The sequence below is a fragment of the Alteromonas sp. 4NH20-0104 genome (assembly GCF_057547795.1).
Genome location: NZ_BAAJLP010000006.1, coordinates 23,497 through 46,443 on the forward strand (window position 1 = coordinate 23,497; position 22,947 = coordinate 46,443).

Below are 22,947 nucleotides of genomic sequence, written 5' to 3' on the forward strand. Positions count from 1 at the left end.
GCGCAAATATGACGTCCATTTTCTAAAAATCAACTCTTTTTTTACAAAATAACTGGTAGTGACTGATTTATAGTGATTTTTTCTTGGCTGATTTGGCAGCCTACGGCAAAAACGTTCACCCCGTCAGCCGCTGCCTGACGCACAGCCGTGGCATATTTAGGGTCGATATGCTCGGCCAGACGCACATTTTTGATACCGCTGTGCTGAACGCAGAACAATAAACTGGTAGCCATACCTTGTTGGGCGAGTAAGGCGAGTTCCTCGGCATGCTTTTTCCCCCGGCTGGTCACGGCATCGGGGAAATAGCCTTCATCACCCTGGGCCAGGGTGACAGATTTTACTTCAATATACAGAGGCGTATGATCGGTGCGGGTGACGCAGAAGTCGAACCGGGAATGAAAGTCGGCCGGGCTGACTTCCCGCTTTACTTCGGTATAGTCTGTAACGCCCGGCAAAGCGTGGGTTTCCAGCGCACTCTGAACCAATTTATTGGCGCGGTGCGTATTAACGCTTATCCAGTCACCCTGCGCGGTGACCGCCAGCTCCCACGTGAACTTTAGTTTACGCTTTGGGTTATCAGACTGACTCACCCAGGCGATAAAGCCGGGTTCGGCGCAGCCGGTCATGGCCCCGGTATTCGGGCAGTGGGCGGTAATAACCTCGCCGGAGTCGAGTAATATATCGGCAAAAAAACGTTTATAGCGCTTCAGGAGTGTGCCGCGCAACAAAGGTGAAGTAAACTGCATAGAGAAACCTGACAATAAAAGTAAAGAGTATTATGACTGACATGAATGTGAAGATCACGAGCAATCCGGCCCCGTCACACTGGGGAGAAAAGGCGTTGGTAAGTCTGACAGGAAACGAAATTACCCTCCACATTAAGGATGACGCAGACCGCCTGCGCACTATTCGTAAAGCTGCACGACAAATAGACAGTCTCGGGATCCCGTCAGTCACACTCTGTGGCGAATGGTCGGTGATTGATCAGGTCACCTTCGTGATGAGTTTCTCCAAGGCCCGTAATCCGGGTGAAGTCACTTTATGTGATAATGCTGACCGGGCCGAAGCAGAGCGCCAGGTCACGGCAATGATGTTTACCCGTAAACTTACCAATGATACTCCGGAGCAACTGTCTCCAGCGGGCCTGGCACAGGAAAGCGCCGACTGGTTGCAATCATTAAACGGCGACGCAGTGACCTATCGGGTGGTCAGCGGAGAACAACTGGCCGCCGAGGGCTGGACGGGGATTTATAACGTCGGACGTGGAAGTGAGCGACCTCCTGCCATGCTGGAGCTTGACTATAATCCTTCTGGTAATGCTGATGCGCCGGTGGCCTTTGCACTGGTGGGTAAAGGGATAACCTTTGACAGCGGCGGTTATAGCCTGAAATCCAGCGAAGGTATGCTGGATATGAAATGCGACATGGGCGGAGCGGCAACCGTTACCGGTGCACTGGGGCTGGCGATTATGCAGGGGCTCAACAAACGGGTGAAGCTGTTTTTATGCTGCGCTGAAAACCTGGTCAGTGGCCATGCCTATAAACTGGGCGATGTACTGACTTATAAAAACGGTGTCAGCGTTGAAATTGTGAATACTGATGCGGAAGGGCGCCTGGTACTAGCTGATGGTCTGATTGCGGCGTCAGAGACAGAGGCTGCGTGCATCATTGATGCGGCCACCCTGACCGGCGCGGCGACGGTAGCGCTGGGCTACGATTATCATGCGGTATTCAGTCTTAATCCGGTGCTCAGTCAGTCGTTTTTAAGTGAAGCTGAGCTTCAGCAGGAACTGTTCTGGCCATTGCCTCTACAACCCTGGCATCAGGAGAAGTGCCCTTCTGCCTTTGCTGATACCGCTAATAGCCGCGCACAAAAAGGCGGTGGCGCAGGTGGTGCGTCGAATGCGGCGGGCTTCTTATCCCGCTTTGTTAGCCCAACAGACAGTTGGTTGCATCTGGACTTAGCGGCTGCTTATCACGGCAGCGCCAACAGCGAAATGCCGGCAGGCGCCACAGCGGCCGGGATCAGAACACTGGCTGCGTTTATCGGCCAGTAGGTTTGTTGCAGGGGCTCGGTGGTGGTCAGATGCCGCCGAGTCTTTCTGCTAATGTTTTATATTTTTCTACTTCATCAGAGTCGAATAAGGGATTGCCGTCACCGTCTGTCTCCTTTGCTACAAGCAAACTCTCACGTTGTAGACGCTCAACACGAATTTCCTGAACATTAAGAAAATTCGCAACCTCCTGGACTGTCATTAAACTCATAAATGCAACCTGCATAGTGATAGCGGTACACAGAGTAAAGCGCAAAAATCTAAATTTGTGAAATAAAGTTTAATCATAGGTTAAATGTTGCCTGTGTTTTGAGGGGAGATACCACCATTATGGATACCTGGTCAGCAGCAGTGATGTTGTTTTTAATTATGGATCCGCTTGGCAACCTGCCTATATTTATGTCGGTTTTAAAAATGATCGAGCCAAAGCGTCGGCGTGTAGTGCTGATCCGCGAGTTATTATTCGCGCTGGTCATTCTTTATGTCTTTCTGTTTAGCGGTCAGGCCGTACTGGACTTTTTGAACGTCAAACAGGAAACCGTGAGCATTGCCGGGGGGATCATTCTGTTTCTGATCGCTCTTAAAATGATTTTTCCCAAAGCCGGCGGCAGCCCGCTTGGACTGGCTGCAGGCGAAGAACCTTATATCGTGCCGCTGGCGATTCCGTTAATTGCCGGCCCGTCGACGCTGGCGGCACTAATCCTGCTGTCAAATCAGAGCCCTGACCGAATGGGAGACTGGTCTCTGGCCCTTGGCGCATCCTGGCTGGTAAGTGCCACCATATTATTATTCTCCGGCACCTTTCACCGGGTCCTCGGCGAGCGCGGGCTAACTGCCATGGAACGCCTGATGGGGATGATCCTGGTTATGATCGCGATCCAAATGTTTTTAGACGGTGTGGGTACTTATTTTTCTCAGGTAGGTTAAGATGTGCCCCATAATTGTATGGCTATAGATTTAAAGCAGGCGTTACCTTGACAACAAAACTCTCAACATTTGCCCAGGTCAGGGCTTTGGAAGGCGCTGATGCGATTGCTTTCAGTGCCGCACTGTTACAGCGTATGGTGCCTAATTATCAGCTCTTTTGTGAGCTGACTGAGTTTGCCGAGCCCGATACTCTGTCGAAGTGCCTGGACCTTATTTGGGAGTCTTTGTGCAGCCCTAAAAGTAAAATCAATTTTGCCACGCAACTGGAAAAGGTCGAAGAAGCGACACCGGATGTGAGCGATTATGATTCCTTTGGTGTGTACCCTGCGCTGGATGCGGCTATAGCCATGTCCTCGGCGATTAATCTTATAATGAAAGTTGATCCCCATGGCGCAGTGGTGGTGAGTAAGCTGTCCCAGGGCAGCGTGGAAGCCTACTTACTGGCTACCGGTGAGGCGACGGATGAGGATGTCAAAACACATCCGCTGATGCAATTTGAAATCGCCACGCAGCAGGAACTGCTTGATGCAGTAACGAGCAGAGCGCCCATGACGCAGAAAGTCTCGACGCTGAAGTCGATTGCCGCCAGCGAAGGAATAACAAATATCGGTCTGGAGATAAATGCTTAGGCGGCAGTGCCGGCATACTCGAGCAGACAATACGTCAGCTGCCCGGTTTGCTTTTGCTTAGTGACCTGGCAACCTGGCGGCAGAGACAATGCCGGGGCATTGATTTCCTGCTCAACGTAAATCAGGGCGTTTGTGGCCAGCAACTGGTGTTTATACAAGGCGGCCAGGCAAGGATTGACCAAGTCATGGCCGAAAGGCGGATCAACAAAAATAATATCGAAGGGTGTACTAAGCGTTGGAATTACCGCCAACGCATCGTTACAGTGAACCTGAGCTTCAGTTTTTAATGTATCCAGGTTGGTTTTCAACTGTTTGGCGGTTGGCGCATGTTTTTCGATAAACACGGTTTCGCTGGCATAGCGAGATAAAGCTTCCAGTCCCAGCACGCCGGAACCGGCAAACACGTCGAGTACCCGGCTGCCCTGGACATGGGCCATGAGCCAGTTGAACAGTGTTTCCCGGGTACGGTCGGTGCTTGGCCGTAAACCTTCAGCATCCAATACCGGTAATCGACGACCGCGCCACTGGCCGCTGATAATGCGAACGCTGCCACTTTTTTTGTTGTGGCGTGAGGATGGTTTTGCTACTCGATTCATTATGCCAGTCGATGGTATTATGTGCTGAAACAAAGCAGCACGCTTAAATTAATATTCAGTAGTTTACCGCACAAAGCGGTTTCTCAGTAAGGAATTGTCAACACAATGTCTAAACTCTTTGGCTGGTTTAACAAAAATAAAAATGAAAATAAAACACCAGAACCAGCAACGCCCCCCACACAGGAAGACACCACCGACAATAGCGAAGCGGTTATTGTTGAGGAAGAGCAGGTAACGTCAGCGCCTGATGCTGCCAATGAGGCAGCGCAAAGTTCTCCTGCAGAATCTGTACAAACTCCGTTACCCGTTGAGCCAGAAAACGTCTCTGAAGAAGTGGAAGTCACGCCTGAAACGCCAGTAGCACCTGAGCCCGAGCCAGAGCTTGTCGTTGAAACCACCCCGGTACCAGATGAGGTTGAAGCGCCGGCTGTTGCTGAGCCGGTTGTCACCGAGAAGAAATCCTTCTTTGGTCGTCTTAAAGACAGTTTGTCACGCACCAAAGCGAATCTGGGCAGTGGCATTGTCAGTCTGTTTCGCGGAAAGGCCATTGACGATGAACTCTATGAAGAGCTTGAAACCCAGCTATTGGTTGCCGATGTAGGCATGGATACCACCCAGAAGATCATCGATCGCCTGGTGGAAGGTGCCAAGCACTCACAATTGAAAAACGGTGATGCCCTTTACGAATTGCTCAAGCAGCAACTCCGATCAATGCTCAATGCCGTGGAGCAGCCGCTGCCAGAGGTTATCGCGAACCATGATAAATCAAAGGGACCCTTTGTTATTCTTATGGTTGGTGTTAACGGCGTAGGTAAAACGACCACGATTGGCAAACTGGCTAAACAGTTTCAACAGCAGGGTAAAAAAGTGATGCTGGCCGCTGGCGATACATTCCGGGCGGCGGCGGTAGAACAATTGCAAGTGTGGGGTGAGCGCAACAATATTCCGGTGATTGCTCAGCCTACCGGTTCAGATAGTGCATCAGTTCTCTACGACGCATTGCAGTCAGCCAAAGCCAAGGGCAGTGATATTCTTATCGCCGATACTGCTGGTCGCTTACAAAACAAAGACAACCTGATGGAAGAGCTGAAAAAAGTAGTGCGGGTCATGAAAAAGCTTAACCCGGATGCGCCCCACGAAGTGATGCTCACGGTAGACGCCGCCACCGGTCAAAATGCCATTAGTCAGGCTAAACTGTTTAAACAGGCCGTAGGTCTTACCGGTATTACTCTCACTAAGCTCGATGGTACAGCCAAAGGCGGTGTTATCTTTGCTATTGCGGATAAATTTGGTATTCCTATCCGATATATCGGGGTGGGTGAAGGGATTGACGACTTGCGTGGATTTAACGGCGACGAATTTATCGATGCGCTGTTCAGTGAGGGTGAGAAAAGTTAATCTGGTATTGGTTAACCTTAATAAAAACAACAGACAGAATAGTCAGGATCCTTGATGATCAGATTTGAGCAGGTAAGCAAAACCTATCCCGGCGGCCAGCGAGCGCTGTCTAAAGTCGACTTTCACATAGCCCAGGGCGAAATGGCTTTTCTGACCGGGCATTCCGGTGCCGGTAAAAGTACGCTGCTTAAACTGATCAGCATTATGGAACGCCCCACCGTGGGCAAGGTGCTGATTAATGGTCACGACCTCAACGTTATCAAGCGCCGTCAGATTGCCTACATTCGGCGCGATATCGGCATGATATTTCAAAGCCATCAGTTACTGATGGATAAAACGGTATTCGATAATGTGGCGCTGCCACTGGTGATTGAGGGATACGGCCATAAGGAAATTGCCAAGCGGGTGGATGCCGCGCTGGAAATGGTAGGCCTGCGTAGCAAAGCTCGTAATTTACCGATCACCTTATCTGGCGGTGAACAACAGCGGGTGGGCATTGCCCGGGCTGTGGTGAATAAGCCGCCGCTGCTACTCGCCGATGAGCCTACCGGTAACCTTGATCCGAAATTATCCATGGAGATCGTGCGTCTGTTTGAAGACTTCAACCAGGCTGGCGTTTCTGTTCTCATTGCCACCCATGATCTGGGTCTCATCGCCCGCATGCGCTATCGTACACTGACACTTAAAAACGGCAAAATGATCACCGATGGTTTAACCGACGGCGAGGAAGGCCTATGAGTATTTTATTTAAAGGTCGCAGTCAGGGGGCCAGCGAGCGTAAAATCAATATTGCTCAACGGTTTGTGATGTTTTTCGTTAATCATATTCGCCAGGCGCTTGGCAGCCTGGGTGAACTTTGGCGGCAACCCGCTGCCTCGCTGATGACCATCGGCGTGCTGGGGTTAAGTATCACACTGCCCAGCACGTTGTATATTCTGGTCAAGAACACTGAAAAAATCAGTGCGGGCTGGGAGCAAGCGGCTGAAATATCGTTGTTCCTCAAAGACCAGACCAGCGCTGCCGAAGCGCAGCAACTGCTTACCCGCCTGCAAACCTGGTCGGAGATTGAGCGGGTGGTTTATGTTCCGGCCGATGATGCGCTGGAAGAGTTTAAACAGCTATCCGGCCTGGGTGACGCGGTTAAATACCTTGAAGCGAACCCGCTACCGGATGTAGTGCTGGTAACCCCGGGAGAAAAACATACTGCGCCAACCGCTGCTCAGATGTTGCTGGAGAAACTTCAGCGTCAGCGGGAAGTAGACATGGGCAAACTGGACATTGAATGGCTTGAAAGGCTCTACGGCTTTCTGCAAATAGCTACCGAACTGGTGACAATTATCGGCGTGCTGCTGTTTATCGCCGTGATCCTGATTGTCGGGAATACCATTCGTCTGAACATTCTCAATAAGCGCGATGAAATCCTGGTAATGAAGCTGGTGGGCGCCACCGACGGATTTATTCACCGGCCTTTTCTGTATACCGGCTTTTGGTACGGATTACTGGGCGGCGTCATTGCCTGGATGGCGGTCATTATTATTCTGTGGTGGATGGACAGCAGTATTCAGGCCTTTGCGAGTCTGTACGACAAGTCTTTCCATATAACCGGTCTTACCGGCTCGGCGTTGCTGACCATGCTGTTCTTATCGGTGATGCTGGGACTGGTGGGCTCGTTGATTTCGGTGCAGCGGCACGTGCGGGAAATTGAGCCCCAGTAAACTCGCTTGTTATGAATTACCTGGCCCATTTGTTTTTAGCCCAACCTACCGCCGACTCTTGTTTTGGTAATTTGTTGGGGGATTTTCGTCGCGGTGTGGATCTTAGCGCTTACTCTGAAGGGGTGAGAGCCGGTGTGGCCAATCATATCTTTGTGGATAAATTTACCGATACTCATAACGTTGTCAGACTCGCTCGCGGCGAGGTATCCGCTGAGCGCAGGCGCTTTGCCGGCATCATTCTGGATGTACTGTTTGATCACTTTTTAATTAAACACTGGTCGCGGTACAGCGAACAGCATTTTAGTGAGTTCAGCCATACGGCTTACGCTTGTCTGGCGCAGCGCGTTAGCATTATGCCCGAGGCAATGCAGGGAATGATCAACAGCATGCTGACTCATCGTTGGCTGGATACCTACACTCAGTTGCAAGGGGTAGACCGTGCCCTTGAACGCACAGCCAGCCGGATTCGATTTAAGCACGGATTTCACGGTAGTATCAACGAAGTACACCGCAACTACGCCGTGTTTGAGCAAACCTTTCTGGAATTTTTCCCGCAGTTGATGGCCGCTGTGCGGCAGCACGGAGCAGAAGCGTGAGCTATCTTACTTGTTGGAAACTATCTTCCTGGGGAAGTAGGACGAAATGGTTTTACGCACCCCGTTGCCCCAAACAATAGCCTGATTATACAAGCTATGCAGGTACTTCTGATCGATGTTGAGCTCTCTGGACTCGCGGATCACGTTCATCCACAGCGCCCCTTCAAAGGCACGAACCAGTTTCATGTAGTGGTTGAATTCTGCTGATTTGCACAGCAGTGCATCGTTAACTTCGTCGGTCAGCGGTAGCTGGCGCAAAATATCCGGCATTTCCTGATCGAGCAGAGCATCAAGTAAGGAGAACAGGCCAATCAAAAAGCCGATGGGAGGATCGGAGTGGAGCCCTCGCTCCTGAGCCAGCAAATCAAAGAACTTAGCCCGCACCAACGACATATGTAACAGTTCAAGCGGCTTTTCGTCACCCAGGTGGGCCAGTGACAGCAACGCTATAAACTTCTTAATTTCAACCTCACCCATATAGTTGAGCGCGTGTTTTAATGACGTAATCTTGTAGCGCTTGTTGATAGTGGGGTTGTTGATAAATTTGAGCAGTAAAAATGACAGTGCCGCATCGCGTTCGACGATCTGGTTAATTCGCTCCAGATTAAACTGAGAGCTGGCGCTCTCGCCCATCAGGTCGACCAGGTTCATTTTGGAGGCTGGCAGCTGGCGTTGGGTGGTTTTTTCCGGAGTGGCAAAGAAGTAACCCTGGAATAAATCAAAACCGAGATCACGACAAACAACGAAGTCGTCGTGGTTATTCACGTTCTCTGCTACCAGTTGAATACTGGATTGCAAAAAACGGGGGATGTTTTGTTCGATAACACTGTAATTGGCTTTGTGCACATCCACTTTAAGGATATCGATAAGCGGGAAAATGGAATGCTGACCGCTTATCATCGCCGGATCGTCTATGGCCAGTTTAAATCCGAGCTGTTTTACGTGTTTGCAGGCGTCAACCAGAGCCGATTGCTGGGCCGGATAGTCAGACAGCTCAATGACCACTGTATCAGGGTTAAGCGTGGCAGGCAGACCGGCAATCAGCGTATCGCTGTGAAAATTAATAAAGGAAGTCTTGTCACCACAAATATCATCCAACCCCAGAGTATGAAAATGCTCCGCAATATAGCGGCTCTTATCATTATCATGGACAGGGTAGGCGCCGGATTTGCCATCTCTGAACAACAGCTCATAACCGAAAACGTCCTTCTCCCGGTCTAGAATTGGCTGGCGAGCGATAAATGCGAACATTAAAGTAATTATCCTTGTAATACAGTTGGCCTTTACAACAGGCCTATACAAACTTTAACCGATGGTTAACCTTTGATCCATCTTTAGTTATTTAAAATAAACGGATCCGGGGCAATCTGCAGGCCGATTGTGACTACCGGACTTCATTTTGCAAAGCCGCAGCCCAACTGAGCGCGCTGGTGTAAATCTCGTGAAGTTGCTTCTGGGTGAGACCGAATCGTGTGCTTATCGCTCTGACAATGCCCCACTGACCCCGTTCAAATGCTGTCGCTAACTGCAAGCATTGCTTGAGGTGGTTATTTTCACCACACAGGGCCGCGCTCACTTCATCCGGGAGTGGCAGTTTATTCACCAGTTCACGCATTTCCTGTTCCATCAGCGTGTCTATGAGCGACAACATTCCGGTCAGGAATCCACTGTTTTGCTTACTTTTATCTTTCATTGCGACAAGGATAAGTTCACAAAAGCGGGCGCGCACCAGACTCATACTAAAGATTTCGCCGGGCTGACCATCCGATAAATTGGCCAGTGATAATAAAGCAATAAACTTACGCACTTCGGTCTCACCCATAAAGTTCATGGCGTGTTTCAGCGAGGTGATTTGGTTACGCTTATTAACGGTGGGGTTATTAATAAAACGGAGCAACAGATACGAAAGGGATACATCTCTTTCGAGGATAGTATTGATATTTTCAATATTAAGTTGTGCGGCGGTGCTTTCCTTTAGTAACTCAAGCATGCTGGCCGATGACGAACTCATTTTACGGTGCCGGATGACTTCCGGACGGGCAAAGAAATACCCCTGAAAGTAATCAAAGCCGAGTTGCCGGTAATAATGAAACTGTTCCCGGGTTTCTACCCGTTCAGCAACCAACTCAATATTATGCGCTTTTAACACCGGTACCGTTTCACGGATCTGCTCATCGGTGACCGTAGTAATATCAAACTTCACGATACTGATCAGCGGCAACAGTTGTTGCCATTTTTCTTCAAGATCGTAATCGTCGAGAGCCAGACGATAGCCCAGAGCCTTGATTTGTTGGCAGGCATCAACCAGCTCATCGCTCACATCAACCGTCTCGGTTATTTCGATAACCACATTTTTCGGATCGAGACTGGTTGGAAAGCGATGAAGCAGTGTATCGTTGTGAAAGTTGATAAACGCCAGTGCGCCATTGGTTACTGCTTCGAGCCCTACATTTAAGTGGCTGGCAGCAAGAATCCTGGAAGTGGCCTCGTCGGGCGAAATATTGGGAAAGCAGTTTTTTTCGCCGTCCCTGAATAACAGCTCATAAGCATACAATTGCTGAGACGTATCCACTATTGGCTGGCGCGCTACATATGCAAACATCCGATCCCCATAAAATGCAGTTCAGCGCAATTCATTTGCGTTTATTGATCTTGTTCTGTCCAATGGAGGTAATATACGTCGAATAGTGCTAATAATCACCTGCTCACAACAACTTTTTGCAGGGCAAAAGCCATTATTAACGGCCAACGGCTGGTAAGACAGGGTGTTCCTTTTGAAAGCCGCGTCTTCAGTAGCCGGTCCTATACCGGAAATGGCGATTTGTGTAACGCAGTCACATAAAGTGACATTATGAAGCGGGCGATTTTTTGCTCAGAAAAGGTGGTTTTTCTACAGACTTCATCCAGTTATGCATTTCAGACGTTAAATTTGAACTTTTTTATGATATCGGGGTCTTGATAAGTATGGTATTAACCCCTATATTTCGTTTTTGATTGGATAATGCTTCACGGGATAACACCCGTTTTTTCGGCATTAACCCAAACTTCGCATTTAGTATTTTTTATTATTAGATTAAGTGAAGTACACAGGATTTTTTTGAGGTGACTATGAGCGTGGGTACAAGTAAAAACTTACAATCTATGGCCCTGTCTGTTCCACACAATGGAAGTATTGAAGGTTACATTCAGGCTGTCAGCACGATTAACATGCTGACTGCTGACGAAGAGCGCGAACTGGCGCTGCGTCTGCGTGAAGATGAAGATATCGATGCGGCACGTAAGCTGGTAATGTCTCACCTTCGGTTTGTGGTGCATATTGCAAAGTCGTATTCAGGATATGGGTTGCCTCAGGCTGACCTGATCCAGGAAGGTAACATCGGGTTAATGAAAGCGGTAAAACGTTTTGACCCTTCAGTAGGCGTTCGTCTGGTCTCTTTTGCAGTGCACTGGATTAAAGCCGAAATTCACGAGTTCGTACTGAAAAACTGGCGTATCGTTAAAGTGGCAACCACTAAAGCTCAACGCAAGTTGTTTTTCAACCTGCGTAAAGCGAAAAAGCGTCTGGGTTGGTTTAGTCACGAAGAAGTGCAAACCGTAGCTAACGAGCTCGGTGTCAGTACTAAAGAAGTGCTGCAAATGGAAGCGCGAATGAGCTCCCAGGATCAGGCTTTCGATTTAAGTGCTGATGACGATGAAAATGGCAGCTTTGCGCCGGTTCAGTATCTGGAAGATAAATCTGAAGACGTTGAATCAAGCGTTATTAATGATGACTGGGATGCTGCCGCGACCAAGCGCTTATACTCAGCCATGAAAACGCTGGATGACCGCAGTCAGGACATCATTGAAACCCGTTGGCTGGCCGATGACAAAACAACCCTGCAGGACCTGGCAGACAAATATCAGGTATCAGCAGAGCGTGTTCGTCAGATTGAAAAGAACGCCATGAAAAAGCTGCAGGCTGCCATGGCAGGCTAATAGCCGGTTTTTGTAATAATTAAAAAAAGCGCCTTTGAGGCGCTTTTTTGTTTTGGGCATTCACGGATGTGGCACAGGATCAGTCGTTATCAATACTGATATCCACCAGCCTCGCTACTTCCTGGGCTGTCGCCACCGCAGAGTCTACGGTTTCACCTTGTGCCAGAGCCACTCCCAGGCGGCGTTTGCCATTGATGGTAGGTTTACCGAATAAGCGAATATCAGTCATAGGCTGGCTCAGCGCTTTATCCAGATTTGCATAGCTTATGCGGTTCCCCTCACCAAAGCCGAGGATAACTGCGGAGGCGCTTGGACCATAACAGGCTACATCGGGTATCGGTAAGCCCAGAATTGCCCGGGTGTGTAAGGCAAACTCTGACAACTGCTGTGAGATGAGAGTAACCAGGCCAGTATCATGGGGACGAGGGGATACTTCACTGAAGATCACCTGATCTCCACAAACGAACAGCTCTACGCCAAATAATCCATAACCACCCAGTGCACCGGTAATGTTATCGGCAATCTGCTGCGCTCCCGCCAGCGCCTTATCTGTCATGGCGGCAGGCTGCCAGGAATACTGGTAATCACCGTCTTTTTGTATGTGCCCTATGGGGGGACAAAAGGTCACGCCCTGCCGGGTGCGTACCGTGAGTAAGGTAATTTCATAGTCGAAGTCCACATGACCTTCAACAATAACTTTCCCGGCCCCCGCACGACCGCCTTCCTGAGCATATTGCCAGGCAGGTTCGATATCCTCAGGGCCGGTAAGCCGGCTCTGGCCTTTGCCGGAAGAGCTCATAATAGGCTTAACGAAACAGGGGTAGCCAATGGCCGCAATGGCTGCTTCAAATTCTGCTTTAGTGCCGGCGAAACGGTACGCTGAGGTTGGTAATCCCAGTGTTTCAGCAGCCAGGGTACGTATGCCTTCACGGTTCATAGTCAGATGCACGGCGTTGGCACTTGGCACCACGTGAAAGCCTTCTTTTTCTAGTGCTACCAGCTCTGCCGTAGCAATAGCTTCAACCTCCGGTACAATCAGGTCTGGTGCTTCTTTTTCTACTACGTCACGCAGAGCTTTGGCGTCCAGCATTGAGAACTGATAGCTTCGATCGGCTACCTGCATCGCCGGAGCATTGGCATAACTGTCGCAAGCAATCACTTCGCAGCCCAGTCGTTGGCATTCAATAACCACTTCTTTACCCAGTTCGCCACTTCCCAGTAACAGCACTTTTTTAGCCTGAGATGTAAAGGGGGTACCTAGTGTCGTCATTGGTTGTCCTCTTTGGGTAATATCCAGTAAATTCCATGAAATTCAGCAACAGGCTGCGTATCGTCCAGTACCTCAACTTCCAGTTCCAGGCGGCACTTTTTGCCTTTTTCCAACAGGGTGAACTTGCCTTTTAGGCGTTCAATATTGCACACGGCCCGGGGTTTCATGGTAATGGGTTTATGATAGTGAATGTTGCCATCGCCAAGCACAATATCGCCATCCAGGCCTTTATTCTTAAGCTGCAGAAAAATCATGCCCCAGCCGGTAAGGGTGGCCAGGGAAAAGATACTGCCAGCAAACATGGTGCCATGGATGTTGATGTTTTTATTCAGTGAGGCCCGGGTTTCAAGGGTTTTGCCGGTGTACTGATGCAGCTTGATGCCCATATGTTCGGTTATAGGAATGGTTTCTTTCCAGGTGTTTTGTAATTCCTGACACCACTCAGGGTGAAGTACCAGCAGAGAAAAATCGTCCAGTTTCTTGACCATCTGCTGGCGTTTAAGTAATCCCAACTCATTGGGGGCTTCCCGTTCTACCTTAAAACCGCAGGCCTGAAAAAACTCGATAGAAATTTCACGACTGTTAGTCACGGCACGAATAGCGCCCAGCTCGCGGGCCACCGATTCCAGTGCATTAAGCATAAACTGGCCAAGGCCTCGTCGCTGGTAGTCACCGTGAACGGCAATATGGCGGATCTGGGCTTCTTCAGCCGTATTTAAATGGACCCGGCCACAGGCAATGATGTCACCGTCATTATTAACAACCATGCGATGCTCACTGACCTGTTCATACTCGTCTTTCTCTGAGCCAGGAGGAAAGTTCCAGGGCTGGCGCAAATACTGCCAGCGAAAGTGATAATAAGCCGCCAATGCGTCATCGGTTTGCGGTGTGACGATTTTGAACACAGCCTTACCTCAAATTGAATTAGGGCCCACATTAAATCTTAAGGCTCTACCAACAGCAAGAGGGCGGCGGGAAAATTATACCTGCAGGTGGAAGGTCACCGGGCCATCATTGATTAACTGAACCTGCATATCGGCACCAAACTGACCGCTGGCTACCGGAATGTCCATGGCCTGAAGCTGCGCAATGAAAGCCTCGTAAAGGGCATTGCCCAGTTCAGGTGTGGCGCCCCGGGAAAATCCGGGGCGGTTGCCTTTGCGGGTATCGGCTACCAGGGTGAATTGGGAAACCACCAATACGGCGCCGCCAGTTTGCCTGATATTCAGATTCATCTTGCCATCTTCATCACTGAAGATGCGATAATTTGTTAACTTTGTGGCGAGCTTCTCCACTTGTGCCTGGGTGTCATCTTTTTCCACACCCAACAGGATGAGGATCCCCGGGCCAATTTGCCCCACTGTTTCACCTGCAACCGTAACGCAGGCCTCACTTACTCGTTGAATTAAACCAATCATAATTATGTTAGCGCTATAAAATAAATTGCTGGGTTGCATCACGCAGAGCTTTTGCTATGGCAGGCTCAGCACTGCTGTGCCCCGCGCCGTCGATCAGGTGTAAGTCACTGTTTGGCCATAATTGATGCAAGACATGAGCGCCCTGAGGTTTGCATACCGTATCACACCGTCCATGAATTATCCTGCCGGGAATACCGGCCAGACGATGGGCGTTTGCCAGTATTTCATTCTCAGCAATAAAGCAGCGGTTGACAATATAATGCCATTCCAGCACGGCGAGGCTCAGCATTGCCGGATTGGGCGAATCAGGCTGTACTCTTAGCGCTGAAGTATGCACTCTGGCAATGGCTTCCTCCCACTGATACCAGCGTAATGCGGCCTGTTGACGCTGAGTGTCATCAGCGCTTAAGAAGACGTTGCTGTAATTAGCCAGCACCGCAGCAAAGCTGGTTGGGTTTGCAATGCCGTCAATAAAACGCTGATAAGCATCCGGGTAAATCTGGGCCGCGCCACCGTCCGGGGCCAGAAACCACTGAAAATCTTCCTCTCTGGCCAAAAATATACCACGCAAAATAAGGCCGCTCACGGTACTGGGCTCTTTGATTGCAGCAAGCAGTGCCAGGGTGGTGCCCCAGGAACCACCAAATAGCATCCACTGGCGAATACCGAGGTGTTCCCGCAGGCGGGTTATGTCGGCCAGAATATTCTCAGTAGTGTTGTGGGTAAGCGATAAATAAGGCAGTGAACGACCGCAGCCTCGTTGGTCAAATCCAATCACATGGTAAACTTTAAGGTCGAAAAAACGGGTGTAACCAGCAGACAATCCGGCACCTGGCCCGCCGTGAATAAACAGTACCGGTACGCCATTGGGATTGCCACTGAGCTCGTAGTAAACCTGATGGCCGTCGCCGCAGGATAGTAAACCATGTTGATAGCACTCGCGGGACATAGACAAGTTCTCTTACAAATCAGACGGGTGAAATGATTGTATATCCACCCTAATTCATTTAGTTTAATCAGTAAAAGAGTATTTAATCGGAGTTATTATGGCTGGACAAGGTTCAGGCGGCAACGTTATTGCCGCAATATGCAGTTTCTTTATTCCTGGTTTAGGGCAATTGGTTCAGGGCAGGATCATGGCGGCCTTATTCTTCTTCGTGGTGTGTGCCGTAAGTTATGCGTTGGGAGCTACGGTTATTTTGTTCTTCATGTGGCTTGTCGGCGCAATTTTTCACTTATGGGCCATTATTGACGCGGCCAGATTCAGAGGCGTTGGTTAACCATGAACCGGTTATTAAAAGTCAGCCTGGTTACGCTGTTTTTAGGGTCTGTGACGGCTTGTCAGAGTGCCTATTACGCCGCCTGGGAAAAAGTAGGAGTGGAAAAGCGTGAGATTCTGGTCGACCGTGTAGAAGATGCCCGTGAATCTCAGGAAGACGCTGAAGAACAGTTTACCTCGGCGCTGGAAGAATTTTCAGCACTTATACAGTTTGATGGCGGCGATCTGGAAGAAGCGTACCAGTCGCTGAACGATCAGTATGAAGCGAGTAAGTCAGCTGCCGATGATGTGACCCATCGTATCGATAAGATCGAAAGTGTTGCCAACGCGCTGTTTGATGAGTGGCAGGCCGAGCTTGAAGAGTACAGCAATGCCAGCCTGAAACGCACCAGTAAGCAGACATTGTCTGAAACCCGTGTTAAATACAATAAGATGGTGCGCGCTATGCGTAAGGTCGAAAGTAGTATGGAACCGGTGTTGCGCACGCTTCAGGATAACGTACTGTTTCTTAAACATAACCTGAATGCCAGTGCGATTGGAGCACTGCAAGGTGAACTCAATGATATCGAGCGGGACGTTAAAACTCTGCTAACCGATATGAAAAGCGCCATCGCCCAGTCCAACGACTTTATCGCCGACATGAATGGCGGTTAACCCCGCTTAATCGAGCCATCATCGCAATTCTTACTACATTTGTAGTAAGAATTGTTCTCAATCAATACGCCTGTCAGACAACTTATGCATGATTACCGCCAGTGAGAGTAGGGATGGTAGTGATTGATATCTATGAATGCATTGGTTGCAAAATTAAAGAAGTTGTCGGATTTCGTTGGGCAAACCCGCGGGCAGGAATACTTCGAACTGTTAGTGCTGGCGTTATCAGAAATCATTGAATGTGATTTTGTTATCATTGGCCAGCCTAACCAGGCGCTTAGTCAGTGTTCGACGGTGGCGGTGTCTGCTTTTAACTGTATTGAAGAAAGTTTTTCTTACGCCCTTAAAGATACCCCCTGTCATACCGTCGCCAATACCGGCGTGTGCTGTCACACCAGCAAAGTCACTGAGTTGTACCCTAAAGATCAACTGCTGAAAGATATGCATGTTGAATCTTACATTGGTATGCCTTTATACAGCGCGCAGGGCAACGTGCTGGGCATTCTGGTTGCCATGCATACGGCAAAAATTGAAAATGAAGCAGAGATCACCGCTTTATTTGAAATCATAGGCTATCGAATAGCGGCTGAACTGGAGCGGGTCGAGCAGGACCGTTCGCTGAATATGCTCTCATCTATTTTTAAACATTCCGCTGAAGCTATGTTGGTCACCGATGCAGAGCAAAAAATTATTGAGGTTAATCAGGCCTTTTGTGACATGTTCGGTTATAGCCGCAAACAAGTTCTGGGTCTGGAGCCGCAGTTGTTTTCTTCCGGGTTACATGAAAAATCCTTTTATCGTAATTTCTGGAGCAAGGTGTTTCAGAAAGGGGTCTGGCAGGGCGAAATTAAAAACCGTCATGCAAATGGCTCAGTGTTGGAGCAATGGGTTTCGGTTAATCAGGTGCGTGATGATAACGGCCATATCCATCACTACACTGCGATTTACACTGACCTCACCGAATTAAATAAGACTCAGGCAGAGAATTTATACCTGGCTAACACCGATCCACTCAGTGGTTTGTCGAGTAAATCCTTACTGGCCGAAGAACTTAAATCGCCGGGCATGAAAAGTCTGCTGATAGTGGGCATTGATGGACTGAGGTATCTCAATGATGCTTATGGCTTTGATGTTTGTGATGAACTTATTCGCAGTGCCGCCCGAATTATTCAAAGCCAGGTCGTCGCAGATTGCTATGTAGGAGGGGGGCCGGGCAAGTTTGTGTTGCTGTTTAAGCGCCCGGTCGACTTGTATGAAGTCGCCGATAAGCTGCGTATGCACTTTCGTCATCATCAGGTGTCGACGGCCGATGTCAGCGTGTTTGTATCGCTGTCTTTTGGCGGCGCGCGCGGACGCACTGATCTATTGAGGCTGGGCGTTACCGCACTGCGTCAGAGTCGGGAGTCTGGCGATCTGAAATGCATTGTGCTGGAGCAGGATGCCATTGCGGCTGAAAGTCAGCAGCATTTACTGTTTGTTGAAGCCAATAACATTATTCACAGTGCGGTGAATCAGCAGCTTATCGTCCCGTATTTTCAGGGGATCCATGATAATCGGCTTGGTGTAGTGACTCACTACGAAGCACTGGCCCGAATTCACTATAACGACCAGGTTCTTACGCCTTACAGCTTTATTGATGCAGCCAAAGTGGCCGGCATGCTACCGCTGATTACCCGTCAAATGGCGCAGCAGGCATTTAAGGTTATGAAGCATCACGGGTATACCTTTTCATTGAATATCACCGAATACGATCTGAATGCGCAGTATCTGCAGCGTTTTTTATCGGAGCTGTGTCAGCAACATCAGATTGCGCCTCAGCGCGTTATTCTGGAAGTGCTTGAAGGCATAAGTAGCTCGGGTAAAGACAGCCATTTGAAACAGCTTAAAGCCCTCAAGCAGGCCGGGTTTAAACTGGCTATTGACGACTTTGGCACTGAGCATTCAAATTTTGAGCGCGTACTGGATCTGGAAGTCGATTATTTAAAAATTGATGCCAGGTATATCAAGCAAATCCACACCGATACCAAGAGCTATGAAATTGTAAAAGCACTCAGCTATTTCTGCCGTAACAGCGGAATAAAATGCATTGCAGAATTTGTTCACTCGGTTGAGGTGCAGCAATGTTTGCTGGCACTGGGCCTGGATTACAGTCAGGGCTTCCTGTTTTCGCGACCGGAGTCATTTGGCGAACATCAGGAACAGGGAGAGGTAGTGGTAGAGTTTGATAAGGTGCATTCAAACATGGTGCACCTGAAACTGTCCGGCCACATTCACAAAGCCATGCGCTTTACGGATGCTTTCCGTCGTTGTCTGGCTGAGCGGGAGGAGCTCGTGACTTATGGCTTATTTGACTTCAGATATTCAGATTACTTCCAGATGGGCGAAGCCGACCTGATTGATCGCGCACGTCTTGCTGCCATCGAGCCACAGTATCAGCAATTTCACAAAGTCGCTTTGCTGGTGGAGGGCAGGTATGCAGAGAAAATGGCTGACGTATGGCGTCAGTATGTGGTGAGTGCTTTCGAAGTGCAGGTCTTCAGCGATGAGGCCGCGGCCCGCAAATGGTTACTGGCAGATGTCCGGCTTAGTTTAATTGCCTGAGGGGAGCGTCGGCAGCCGGTTGCCACTTGTAAAGCGCCCGGCTGCTGATGTTCACTATCCCTCGGGTAAATCACTTTCATTATCGTGGGGAGTGTCTTCTGCTTCTTCAGGGAAAGCTTCGTCCAGACTACAGGTAAATTCGGCGCCCAACAGCACCACGATCCACGACAGGTAAATCCACAGAAACAGCAGCGGCAGTGCGGCCAGTGCGCCATATATCACCTGATAAGACGGAAAACTGGTTACGTAAAAGGCAAAGCCCTTCTTACTGAGCTCAAACAGTATGGTGGCCAGTACTGCGCCGCCCAGGGCATGTTTCAACGGTACACGGCGATTAGGCACCAGCATATACAAAATGATGAAAGCAGCCAAAGCAGCAAAGCTCGGCACCAGCTCGAGTAAAAAGGTGCCCAAGCCCGGGGTGTACTCTTCGGCAAATTCAGCCAGACCCACCAGATAAGATGTCATTACTACACTAGCGCCCATCAGCAACGGGCCCAGTGTGATCACCATCCAGTAAATCGCAAAGGTATAAATAATCGGCCGTTCGCTCTGGGTGCGCCAGATGCGATTAAGGGTTTTATCCACATTGGAAATCAGCAGAATCGCGACAAAAAGCAGTGACAGAATACCTACCGCCCCCATCTGCGAGGCATTTCCGACAAAATCACTCATATATTCATGCACCACATCACTGGCGGTAGGCACAAAATTACTGAAGATAAATTGTTCGAGCTTACTGCGGACTGTGGCAAAGGCAGGGAACGCCGACAAAATAGTGAAGAACACCATTATGAATGGCACCAGCGATAACAGGGTTACATAGGCAAGGTGACCGGCGGAGATAGTTATATTATCCGTTTTACAGCGGGTAAGGAACGTCTTCGCGAATTTTTCCAGATTGGGCTTATACTGCTCCCAGCGGGCGCTTATTTCAGGTAATGCCACTCTTGGTCCCTGTCAGTTGAGCTATATGACTAGTCTACCTGCGATAAGAGACGGAGCAACCGTTTTCTTGGTTGCTCCCGAAGATGAGTGGGGGGGTTAGCCAGCGTTTTGCGGTTTTACGCCCAGCATGTGACAGATAGCGTAGCTCAGTTCACTGCGGTTCAGGGTGTAAAAATGGAAATGTTTAACCCCTTCTTTGGCTAAGACCTTAACCTGTTCCATGGCGATGTTGGCGCCCAGCAGATTACGGGTGGTCTGGTCATCTGCATCCAACCCTTCATAAAGTTTATGCAACCAGCCGGGGACATGAACATTGGTGAAGCCAGCAAACTTAACCAGTGTCTGATAATTGGTAACCGGCAGGATTCCCGGCACAATATCCAAGTCGATACCCGCGGCGGCAGCTCTGTCGCGGAAGCGTAAAAAGACACCAGTATCGAAGAAGAACTGAGTAATTGCTTCGCTGGCTCCGGCTTCGGCTTTGCGCTTGAGGTTGAGTAAATCAAACTGTGCGTTAGGGGCTTCAGGGTGTTTTTCCGGATACGCGGCAACTGAGATGTCAAAGTCGTGAACGTCTTTTAACAGGGCAACCAAATCTGAGGCATACATATCGGTTTTCTCAACACCCTGGGGTAAGTCGCCGCGCAGGGCAACGATACGGCGAATGCCTGAATCCCAGTAGTCATGAGCGATTTGCTTTAGCTCTTCGGCGGTTGCATCCACACAAGTCAGGTGAGGAGCGGCAGTAACGCCGGTTTGCTGCTGAATACGTTTTACAACATCGTGAGTGCGATCCCGCTCACCACTGTTTGCACCATAGGTGACCGACATATAGGCAGGTTTCAGTGGTGCAAGACGCTCCACAGACTTCCATAAGGTTTTTTCCATGTTCTCGTTGCCGGGAGGAAAAAACTCAAATGATACATCAATGTCGCGTAATTCTGACAAAGACTGGTTTAGGGCATCGATCCCCTGCGCGTATGACACCATGGTGATATATTCTCAATTGGACGTTTAGACGTCTAAACTAAAGAATATATGTCTAGACGTCAAGCAGTTTACACTGCTCAATTGATGTTTTCTGTGGTTTAATACCTTTAGCGCGAATTTTTTGATTAAATTGCACTGTGTACGCAGCAGCATGAAAGACAGGGCCATGCCGATGCCGGGTTAGTCCGGTCCATCAAAATTCGTTGCAACAGGTATAAACAACGTTTCTTATTAGAATAATGATAGCAGAGCTGGGAAAGAGCATGGCAAAGTGGGACGGAAAATATATTTACCCTTACGCAGAACACGGTAAAAAGAGTGAGCAGGTTAAAAAGGTCACGGTGTCTATTCCGATTAACGTACTAAAAGTACTGACCGATGAGCGTACCCGTCGCCAAATCAATAACCTTCGCCATGCCACTAATTCTGAATTGTTATGCGAGGCATTCGTACATGCCTTTACCGGTCAGCCGCTGCCTGACGATGAAGATCTGCGTAAAGATAACCCGCATCGGATCCCGGCTGAAGCCCGCCGTATTATGGAAGAAATGGGAATCGATGTTGATTTCGAGGAAAACGAACTCGACAACGAGTAATCGGTGCAGTGTAAAGTATAAAAAGGCCGCTTTCATAAGCGGCCTTTTCTTTTCGGAGTTTTCTGTCGTTACATGCGGTCCAAGGGACCGTTTAGCTACTTAAGCTTTAATCGCCTTATACATTTCATCCAGTGCTTTTGGCACTGCAGCAGCGTATTTCTTCACATCCTCAATGCGACCGGTACTTACCCGTGACCATTGCTGGTACGTACGGTACTGACCACGAATGAGGACGTCTTGTTCTTCCATCGCTTTACGGAATGCGTTGGCATCGCCGTCGTCACCCAGATTAACAAACACGAAGTTGGTGGTGGATGGCAATGCGCTTAAGCCATTTGCTTTTACGGCATCCATGATGATGTCACGGCCTTCTTTCACTTTCTGGCGTGAGAAGTCTTTAAAGGCTTCATCATTGTAGCTGGCAATTGCTGCAGCCAGACCAGCCTGGTTAATTGAGTAACCGCCGAGTCCGTACTTGTTGATGAACTCCATGTTTTCTTCACTACCCAGCATATAACCAACACGCATGCCGGCCAGGCCGTAGATCTTCGAGAACGTCCGCGCAACGATGATATTGTGACCTTCATTGATCAGTGGGATCATTGAATGTTTCGGACCATCGTCAATCAGTTCATTATAGGCTTCATCTACCAGTACCAGGGTCTTTTTCGATGCCTTAATACAGAACTCACGTAGTGCTTTAGGATCCAGCAGTTTGCCGGTTGGATTGTTCGGGTTACAGATATGCACCATGGCAATGTCATCATCGATGGCATTGTAGATGGCATCCAGATCGATGCTCAGATCGGCTTTATTAGGTACCCGTACAATTTCCGGACCGCCCTGACGTACAGGGGCCATTGACGTAGTATCCCAGAACAAGTCCGGACCCAGAATCTTACCTTTACTGGTTGCTGCAAAAGCGGCGAAAGCCAGGATCAGGCTTGAACCAGCGGTAATTGAAACGTTTTCAGGTTTCAGGCCATTTGATTCGGCCAGCATGTCTCGTAAGTACATGCCTGCACGGTAGGCATAATAAGCACCACCGGTGCTGCTGGCTTCAGCAATGGCTTTAAGCGCCATATCGCTGGGACCATAAGGGTTTTCGTTGGCGTTCAGTTTCGCGACACCTGGCGTCGGGCCATACATAATTTGCGGTGATTTCATCGGCTGTGCCGCGGCCAGTCCGGCAGGCGTAATTAGACCGGTAGCACCAGCGGCTGAAGCGGCCAGCGAGCCACCTAAGAATAATCGTCTTGATGGATTATAAGTCATTGACTGTTCCTCTTATTTTAATGTGTG

At 49.2% G+C, this 22,947-nt stretch carries 24 protein-coding genes; 12 read left to right on the forward strand and 12 right to left on the reverse strand.

Annotated features, from left to right (window positions below):
- Positions 1–41: 41 nt before the first annotated feature.
- Positions 42–746 carry a DNA/RNA nuclease SfsA gene (sfsA, locus tag AC27IB_RS05810; protein WP_487119559.1) on the reverse strand — a complete coding sequence of 235 codons (705 nt, stop codon included), beginning with the start codon at positions 744–746 and terminating at the stop codon, positions 42–44.
- Between the two features lie 32 nt (positions 747–778).
- On the opposite strand from sfsA, the gene pepB reads away from it, so the two are divergent.
- Positions 779–2,056 (forward strand): aminopeptidase PepB, encoded by a 1,278-nt coding sequence (gene pepB / locus AC27IB_RS05815; protein ID WP_487119561.1) that lies wholly within the window; start codon positions 779–781, stop codon positions 2,054–2,056.
- A 25-nt stretch (positions 2,057–2,081) separates the two neighbouring features.
- On the opposite strand, the gene AC27IB_RS05820 is transcribed toward pepB, so the two are convergent.
- Positions 2,082–2,264 (reverse strand): helix-turn-helix domain-containing protein, encoded by a 183-nt coding sequence (locus AC27IB_RS05820; RefSeq protein WP_296051506.1) that lies wholly within the window; start codon positions 2,262–2,264, stop codon positions 2,082–2,084.
- 119 nt (positions 2,265–2,383) lie between these two features.
- On the opposite strand from AC27IB_RS05820, the gene AC27IB_RS05825 reads away from it, so the two are divergent.
- Both AC27IB_RS05825 and AC27IB_RS05830 read left to right on the forward strand, forming a co-directional pair.
- Positions 2,384–2,980 carry a YhgN family NAAT transporter gene (locus AC27IB_RS05825; RefSeq protein WP_296051504.1) on the forward strand — a complete coding sequence of 199 codons (597 nt, stop codon included), beginning with the start codon at positions 2,384–2,386 and terminating at the stop codon, positions 2,978–2,980.
- A 47-nt stretch (positions 2,981–3,027) separates the two neighbouring features.
- Positions 3,028–3,609, forward strand: coding sequence for a YjaG family protein (locus tag AC27IB_RS05830; protein WP_487119564.1), 582 nt, complete (start codon positions 3,028–3,030; stop codon positions 3,607–3,609).
- Here the strand turns inward: AC27IB_RS05830 and rsmD are convergent.
- On the reverse strand, positions 3,606–4,205 hold the full coding sequence (rsmD, locus tag AC27IB_RS05835; protein WP_487119566.1) for a 16S rRNA (guanine(966)-N(2))-methyltransferase RsmD: 600 nt from the start codon (positions 4,203–4,205) through the stop codon (positions 3,606–3,608). The two genes, AC27IB_RS05830 and rsmD, sit on opposite strands and share 4 nt — an antisense overlap.
- A gap of 105 nt (positions 4,206–4,310) precedes the next feature.
- Between rsmD and ftsY the strand changes: the two genes are divergently transcribed.
- The 4 genes from ftsY to AC27IB_RS05855 are packed head-to-tail and all read left to right on the forward strand — an operon-like array spanning position 4,311 to position 7,914.
- A complete protein-coding gene (ftsY, locus tag AC27IB_RS05840) occupies positions 4,311–5,603 on the forward strand; it encodes a signal recognition particle-docking protein FtsY (protein WP_487119568.1) in 1,293 nt (430 codons plus the stop codon).
- A 54-nt stretch (positions 5,604–5,657) separates the two neighbouring features.
- Positions 5,658–6,341, forward strand: a complete 684-nt coding sequence (ftsE, locus tag AC27IB_RS05845; RefSeq protein WP_296051491.1) for a cell division ATP-binding protein FtsE — start codon at positions 5,658–5,660, stop codon at positions 6,339–6,341.
- Positions 6,338–7,318, forward strand: coding sequence for a permease-like cell division protein FtsX (ftsX, locus tag AC27IB_RS05850; protein WP_296051489.1), 981 nt, complete (start codon positions 6,338–6,340; stop codon positions 7,316–7,318). Before ftsE ends, ftsX begins: the two co-directional genes overlap by 4 nt.
- Positions 7,319–7,329: 11 nt before the next feature.
- Complete coding sequence (locus AC27IB_RS05855) at positions 7,330–7,914, forward strand: acyl carrier protein phosphodiesterase (RefSeq protein ID WP_296051487.1); 585 nt, start codon at positions 7,330–7,332, stop codon at positions 7,912–7,914.
- A gap of 6 nt (positions 7,915–7,920) precedes the next feature.
- Here the strand turns inward: AC27IB_RS05855 and AC27IB_RS05860 are convergent, their stop codons facing one another.
- The gene (locus tag AC27IB_RS05860; RefSeq protein ID WP_296051482.1) at positions 7,921–9,165 is read right to left on the reverse strand and encodes an EAL and HDOD domain-containing protein; all 1,245 of its coding nucleotides are present in this window, start codon (positions 9,163–9,165) and stop codon (positions 7,921–7,923) included.
- A gap of 133 nt (positions 9,166–9,298) precedes the next feature.
- Positions 9,299–10,516 carry an EAL and HDOD domain-containing protein gene (locus tag AC27IB_RS05865; RefSeq protein WP_296051479.1) on the reverse strand — a complete coding sequence of 406 codons (1,218 nt, stop codon included), beginning with the start codon at positions 10,514–10,516 and terminating at the stop codon, positions 9,299–9,301.
- Positions 10,517–11,022: 506 nt separating this feature from the next.
- Here AC27IB_RS05865 and rpoH point away from each other — a divergent pair.
- Positions 11,023–11,889 (forward strand): RNA polymerase sigma factor RpoH, encoded by an 867-nt coding sequence (rpoH, locus tag AC27IB_RS05870; protein WP_296051476.1) that lies wholly within the window; start codon positions 11,023–11,025, stop codon positions 11,887–11,889.
- Between the two features lie 79 nt (positions 11,890–11,968).
- On the opposite strand, the gene purT is transcribed toward rpoH, so the two are convergent.
- From purT to pip, 4 genes are all read right to left on the reverse strand, one after another.
- Positions 11,969–13,159: a formate-dependent phosphoribosylglycinamide formyltransferase gene (gene purT / locus AC27IB_RS05875; protein ID WP_296051473.1), complete on the reverse strand. Its 1,191-nt coding sequence runs from the start codon at positions 13,157–13,159 to the stop codon at positions 11,969–11,971.
- A complete protein-coding gene (locus tag AC27IB_RS05880) occupies positions 13,156–14,064 on the reverse strand; it encodes a bifunctional GNAT family N-acetyltransferase/hotdog fold thioesterase (protein ID WP_296051471.1) in 909 nt (302 codons plus the stop codon). Before AC27IB_RS05880 ends, purT begins: the two co-directional genes overlap by 4 nt.
- 75 nt (positions 14,065–14,139) lie before the next feature.
- Positions 14,140–14,577: a D-aminoacyl-tRNA deacylase gene (gene dtd, locus AC27IB_RS05885; protein WP_296051469.1), complete on the reverse strand. Its 438-nt coding sequence runs from the start codon at positions 14,575–14,577 to the stop codon at positions 14,140–14,142.
- A 13-nt stretch (positions 14,578–14,590) separates the two neighbouring features.
- Positions 14,591–15,526 carry a prolyl aminopeptidase gene (pip, locus tag AC27IB_RS05890; protein ID WP_296051467.1) on the reverse strand — a complete coding sequence of 312 codons (936 nt, stop codon included), beginning with the start codon at positions 15,524–15,526 and terminating at the stop codon, positions 14,591–14,593.
- A gap of 97 nt (positions 15,527–15,623) precedes the next feature.
- Between pip and AC27IB_RS05895 the strand changes: the two genes are divergently transcribed.
- From AC27IB_RS05895 to AC27IB_RS05905, 3 genes are all read left to right on the forward strand, one after another.
- Complete coding sequence (locus AC27IB_RS05895) at positions 15,624–15,857, forward strand: hypothetical protein (protein ID WP_296051464.1); 234 nt, start codon at positions 15,624–15,626, stop codon at positions 15,855–15,857.
- 2 nt (positions 15,858–15,859) lie between these two features.
- Positions 15,860–16,510 carry a DUF2959 domain-containing protein gene (locus AC27IB_RS05900; RefSeq protein ID WP_296051461.1) on the forward strand — a complete coding sequence of 217 codons (651 nt, stop codon included), beginning with the start codon at positions 15,860–15,862 and terminating at the stop codon, positions 16,508–16,510.
- Positions 16,511–16,642: 132 nt separating this feature from the next.
- On the forward strand, positions 16,643–19,111 hold the full coding sequence (locus AC27IB_RS05905) for an EAL domain-containing protein (RefSeq protein WP_487119574.1): 2,469 nt from the start codon (positions 16,643–16,645) through the stop codon (positions 19,109–19,111).
- A 54-nt stretch (positions 19,112–19,165) separates the two neighbouring features.
- On the opposite strand, the gene AC27IB_RS05910 is transcribed toward AC27IB_RS05905, so the two are convergent.
- Both AC27IB_RS05910 and metF read right to left on the reverse strand, forming a co-directional pair.
- Positions 19,166–20,044 carry a virulence factor BrkB family protein gene (locus tag AC27IB_RS05910; RefSeq protein ID WP_296053546.1) on the reverse strand — a complete coding sequence of 293 codons (879 nt, stop codon included), beginning with the start codon at positions 20,042–20,044 and terminating at the stop codon, positions 19,166–19,168.
- A 111-nt stretch (positions 20,045–20,155) separates the two neighbouring features.
- Positions 20,156–21,049 (reverse strand): methylenetetrahydrofolate reductase, encoded by an 894-nt coding sequence (metF, locus tag AC27IB_RS05915; RefSeq protein WP_296053542.1) that lies wholly within the window; start codon positions 21,047–21,049, stop codon positions 20,156–20,158.
- A gap of 263 nt (positions 21,050–21,312) precedes the next feature.
- Here metF and metJ point away from each other — a divergent pair, with 263 nt between their 5' ends.
- Complete coding sequence (metJ, locus tag AC27IB_RS05920; RefSeq protein WP_296053540.1) at positions 21,313–21,645, forward strand: met regulon transcriptional regulator MetJ; 333 nt, start codon at positions 21,313–21,315, stop codon at positions 21,643–21,645.
- A gap of 99 nt (positions 21,646–21,744) precedes the next feature.
- Here the strand turns inward: metJ and AC27IB_RS05925 are convergent, their stop codons facing one another.
- On the reverse strand, positions 21,745–22,920 hold the full coding sequence (locus tag AC27IB_RS05925; protein WP_296053539.1) for a pyridoxal phosphate-dependent aminotransferase: 1,176 nt from the start codon (positions 22,918–22,920) through the stop codon (positions 21,745–21,747).
- Between the last annotated feature and the right edge of the window lie 27 nt (positions 22,921–22,947).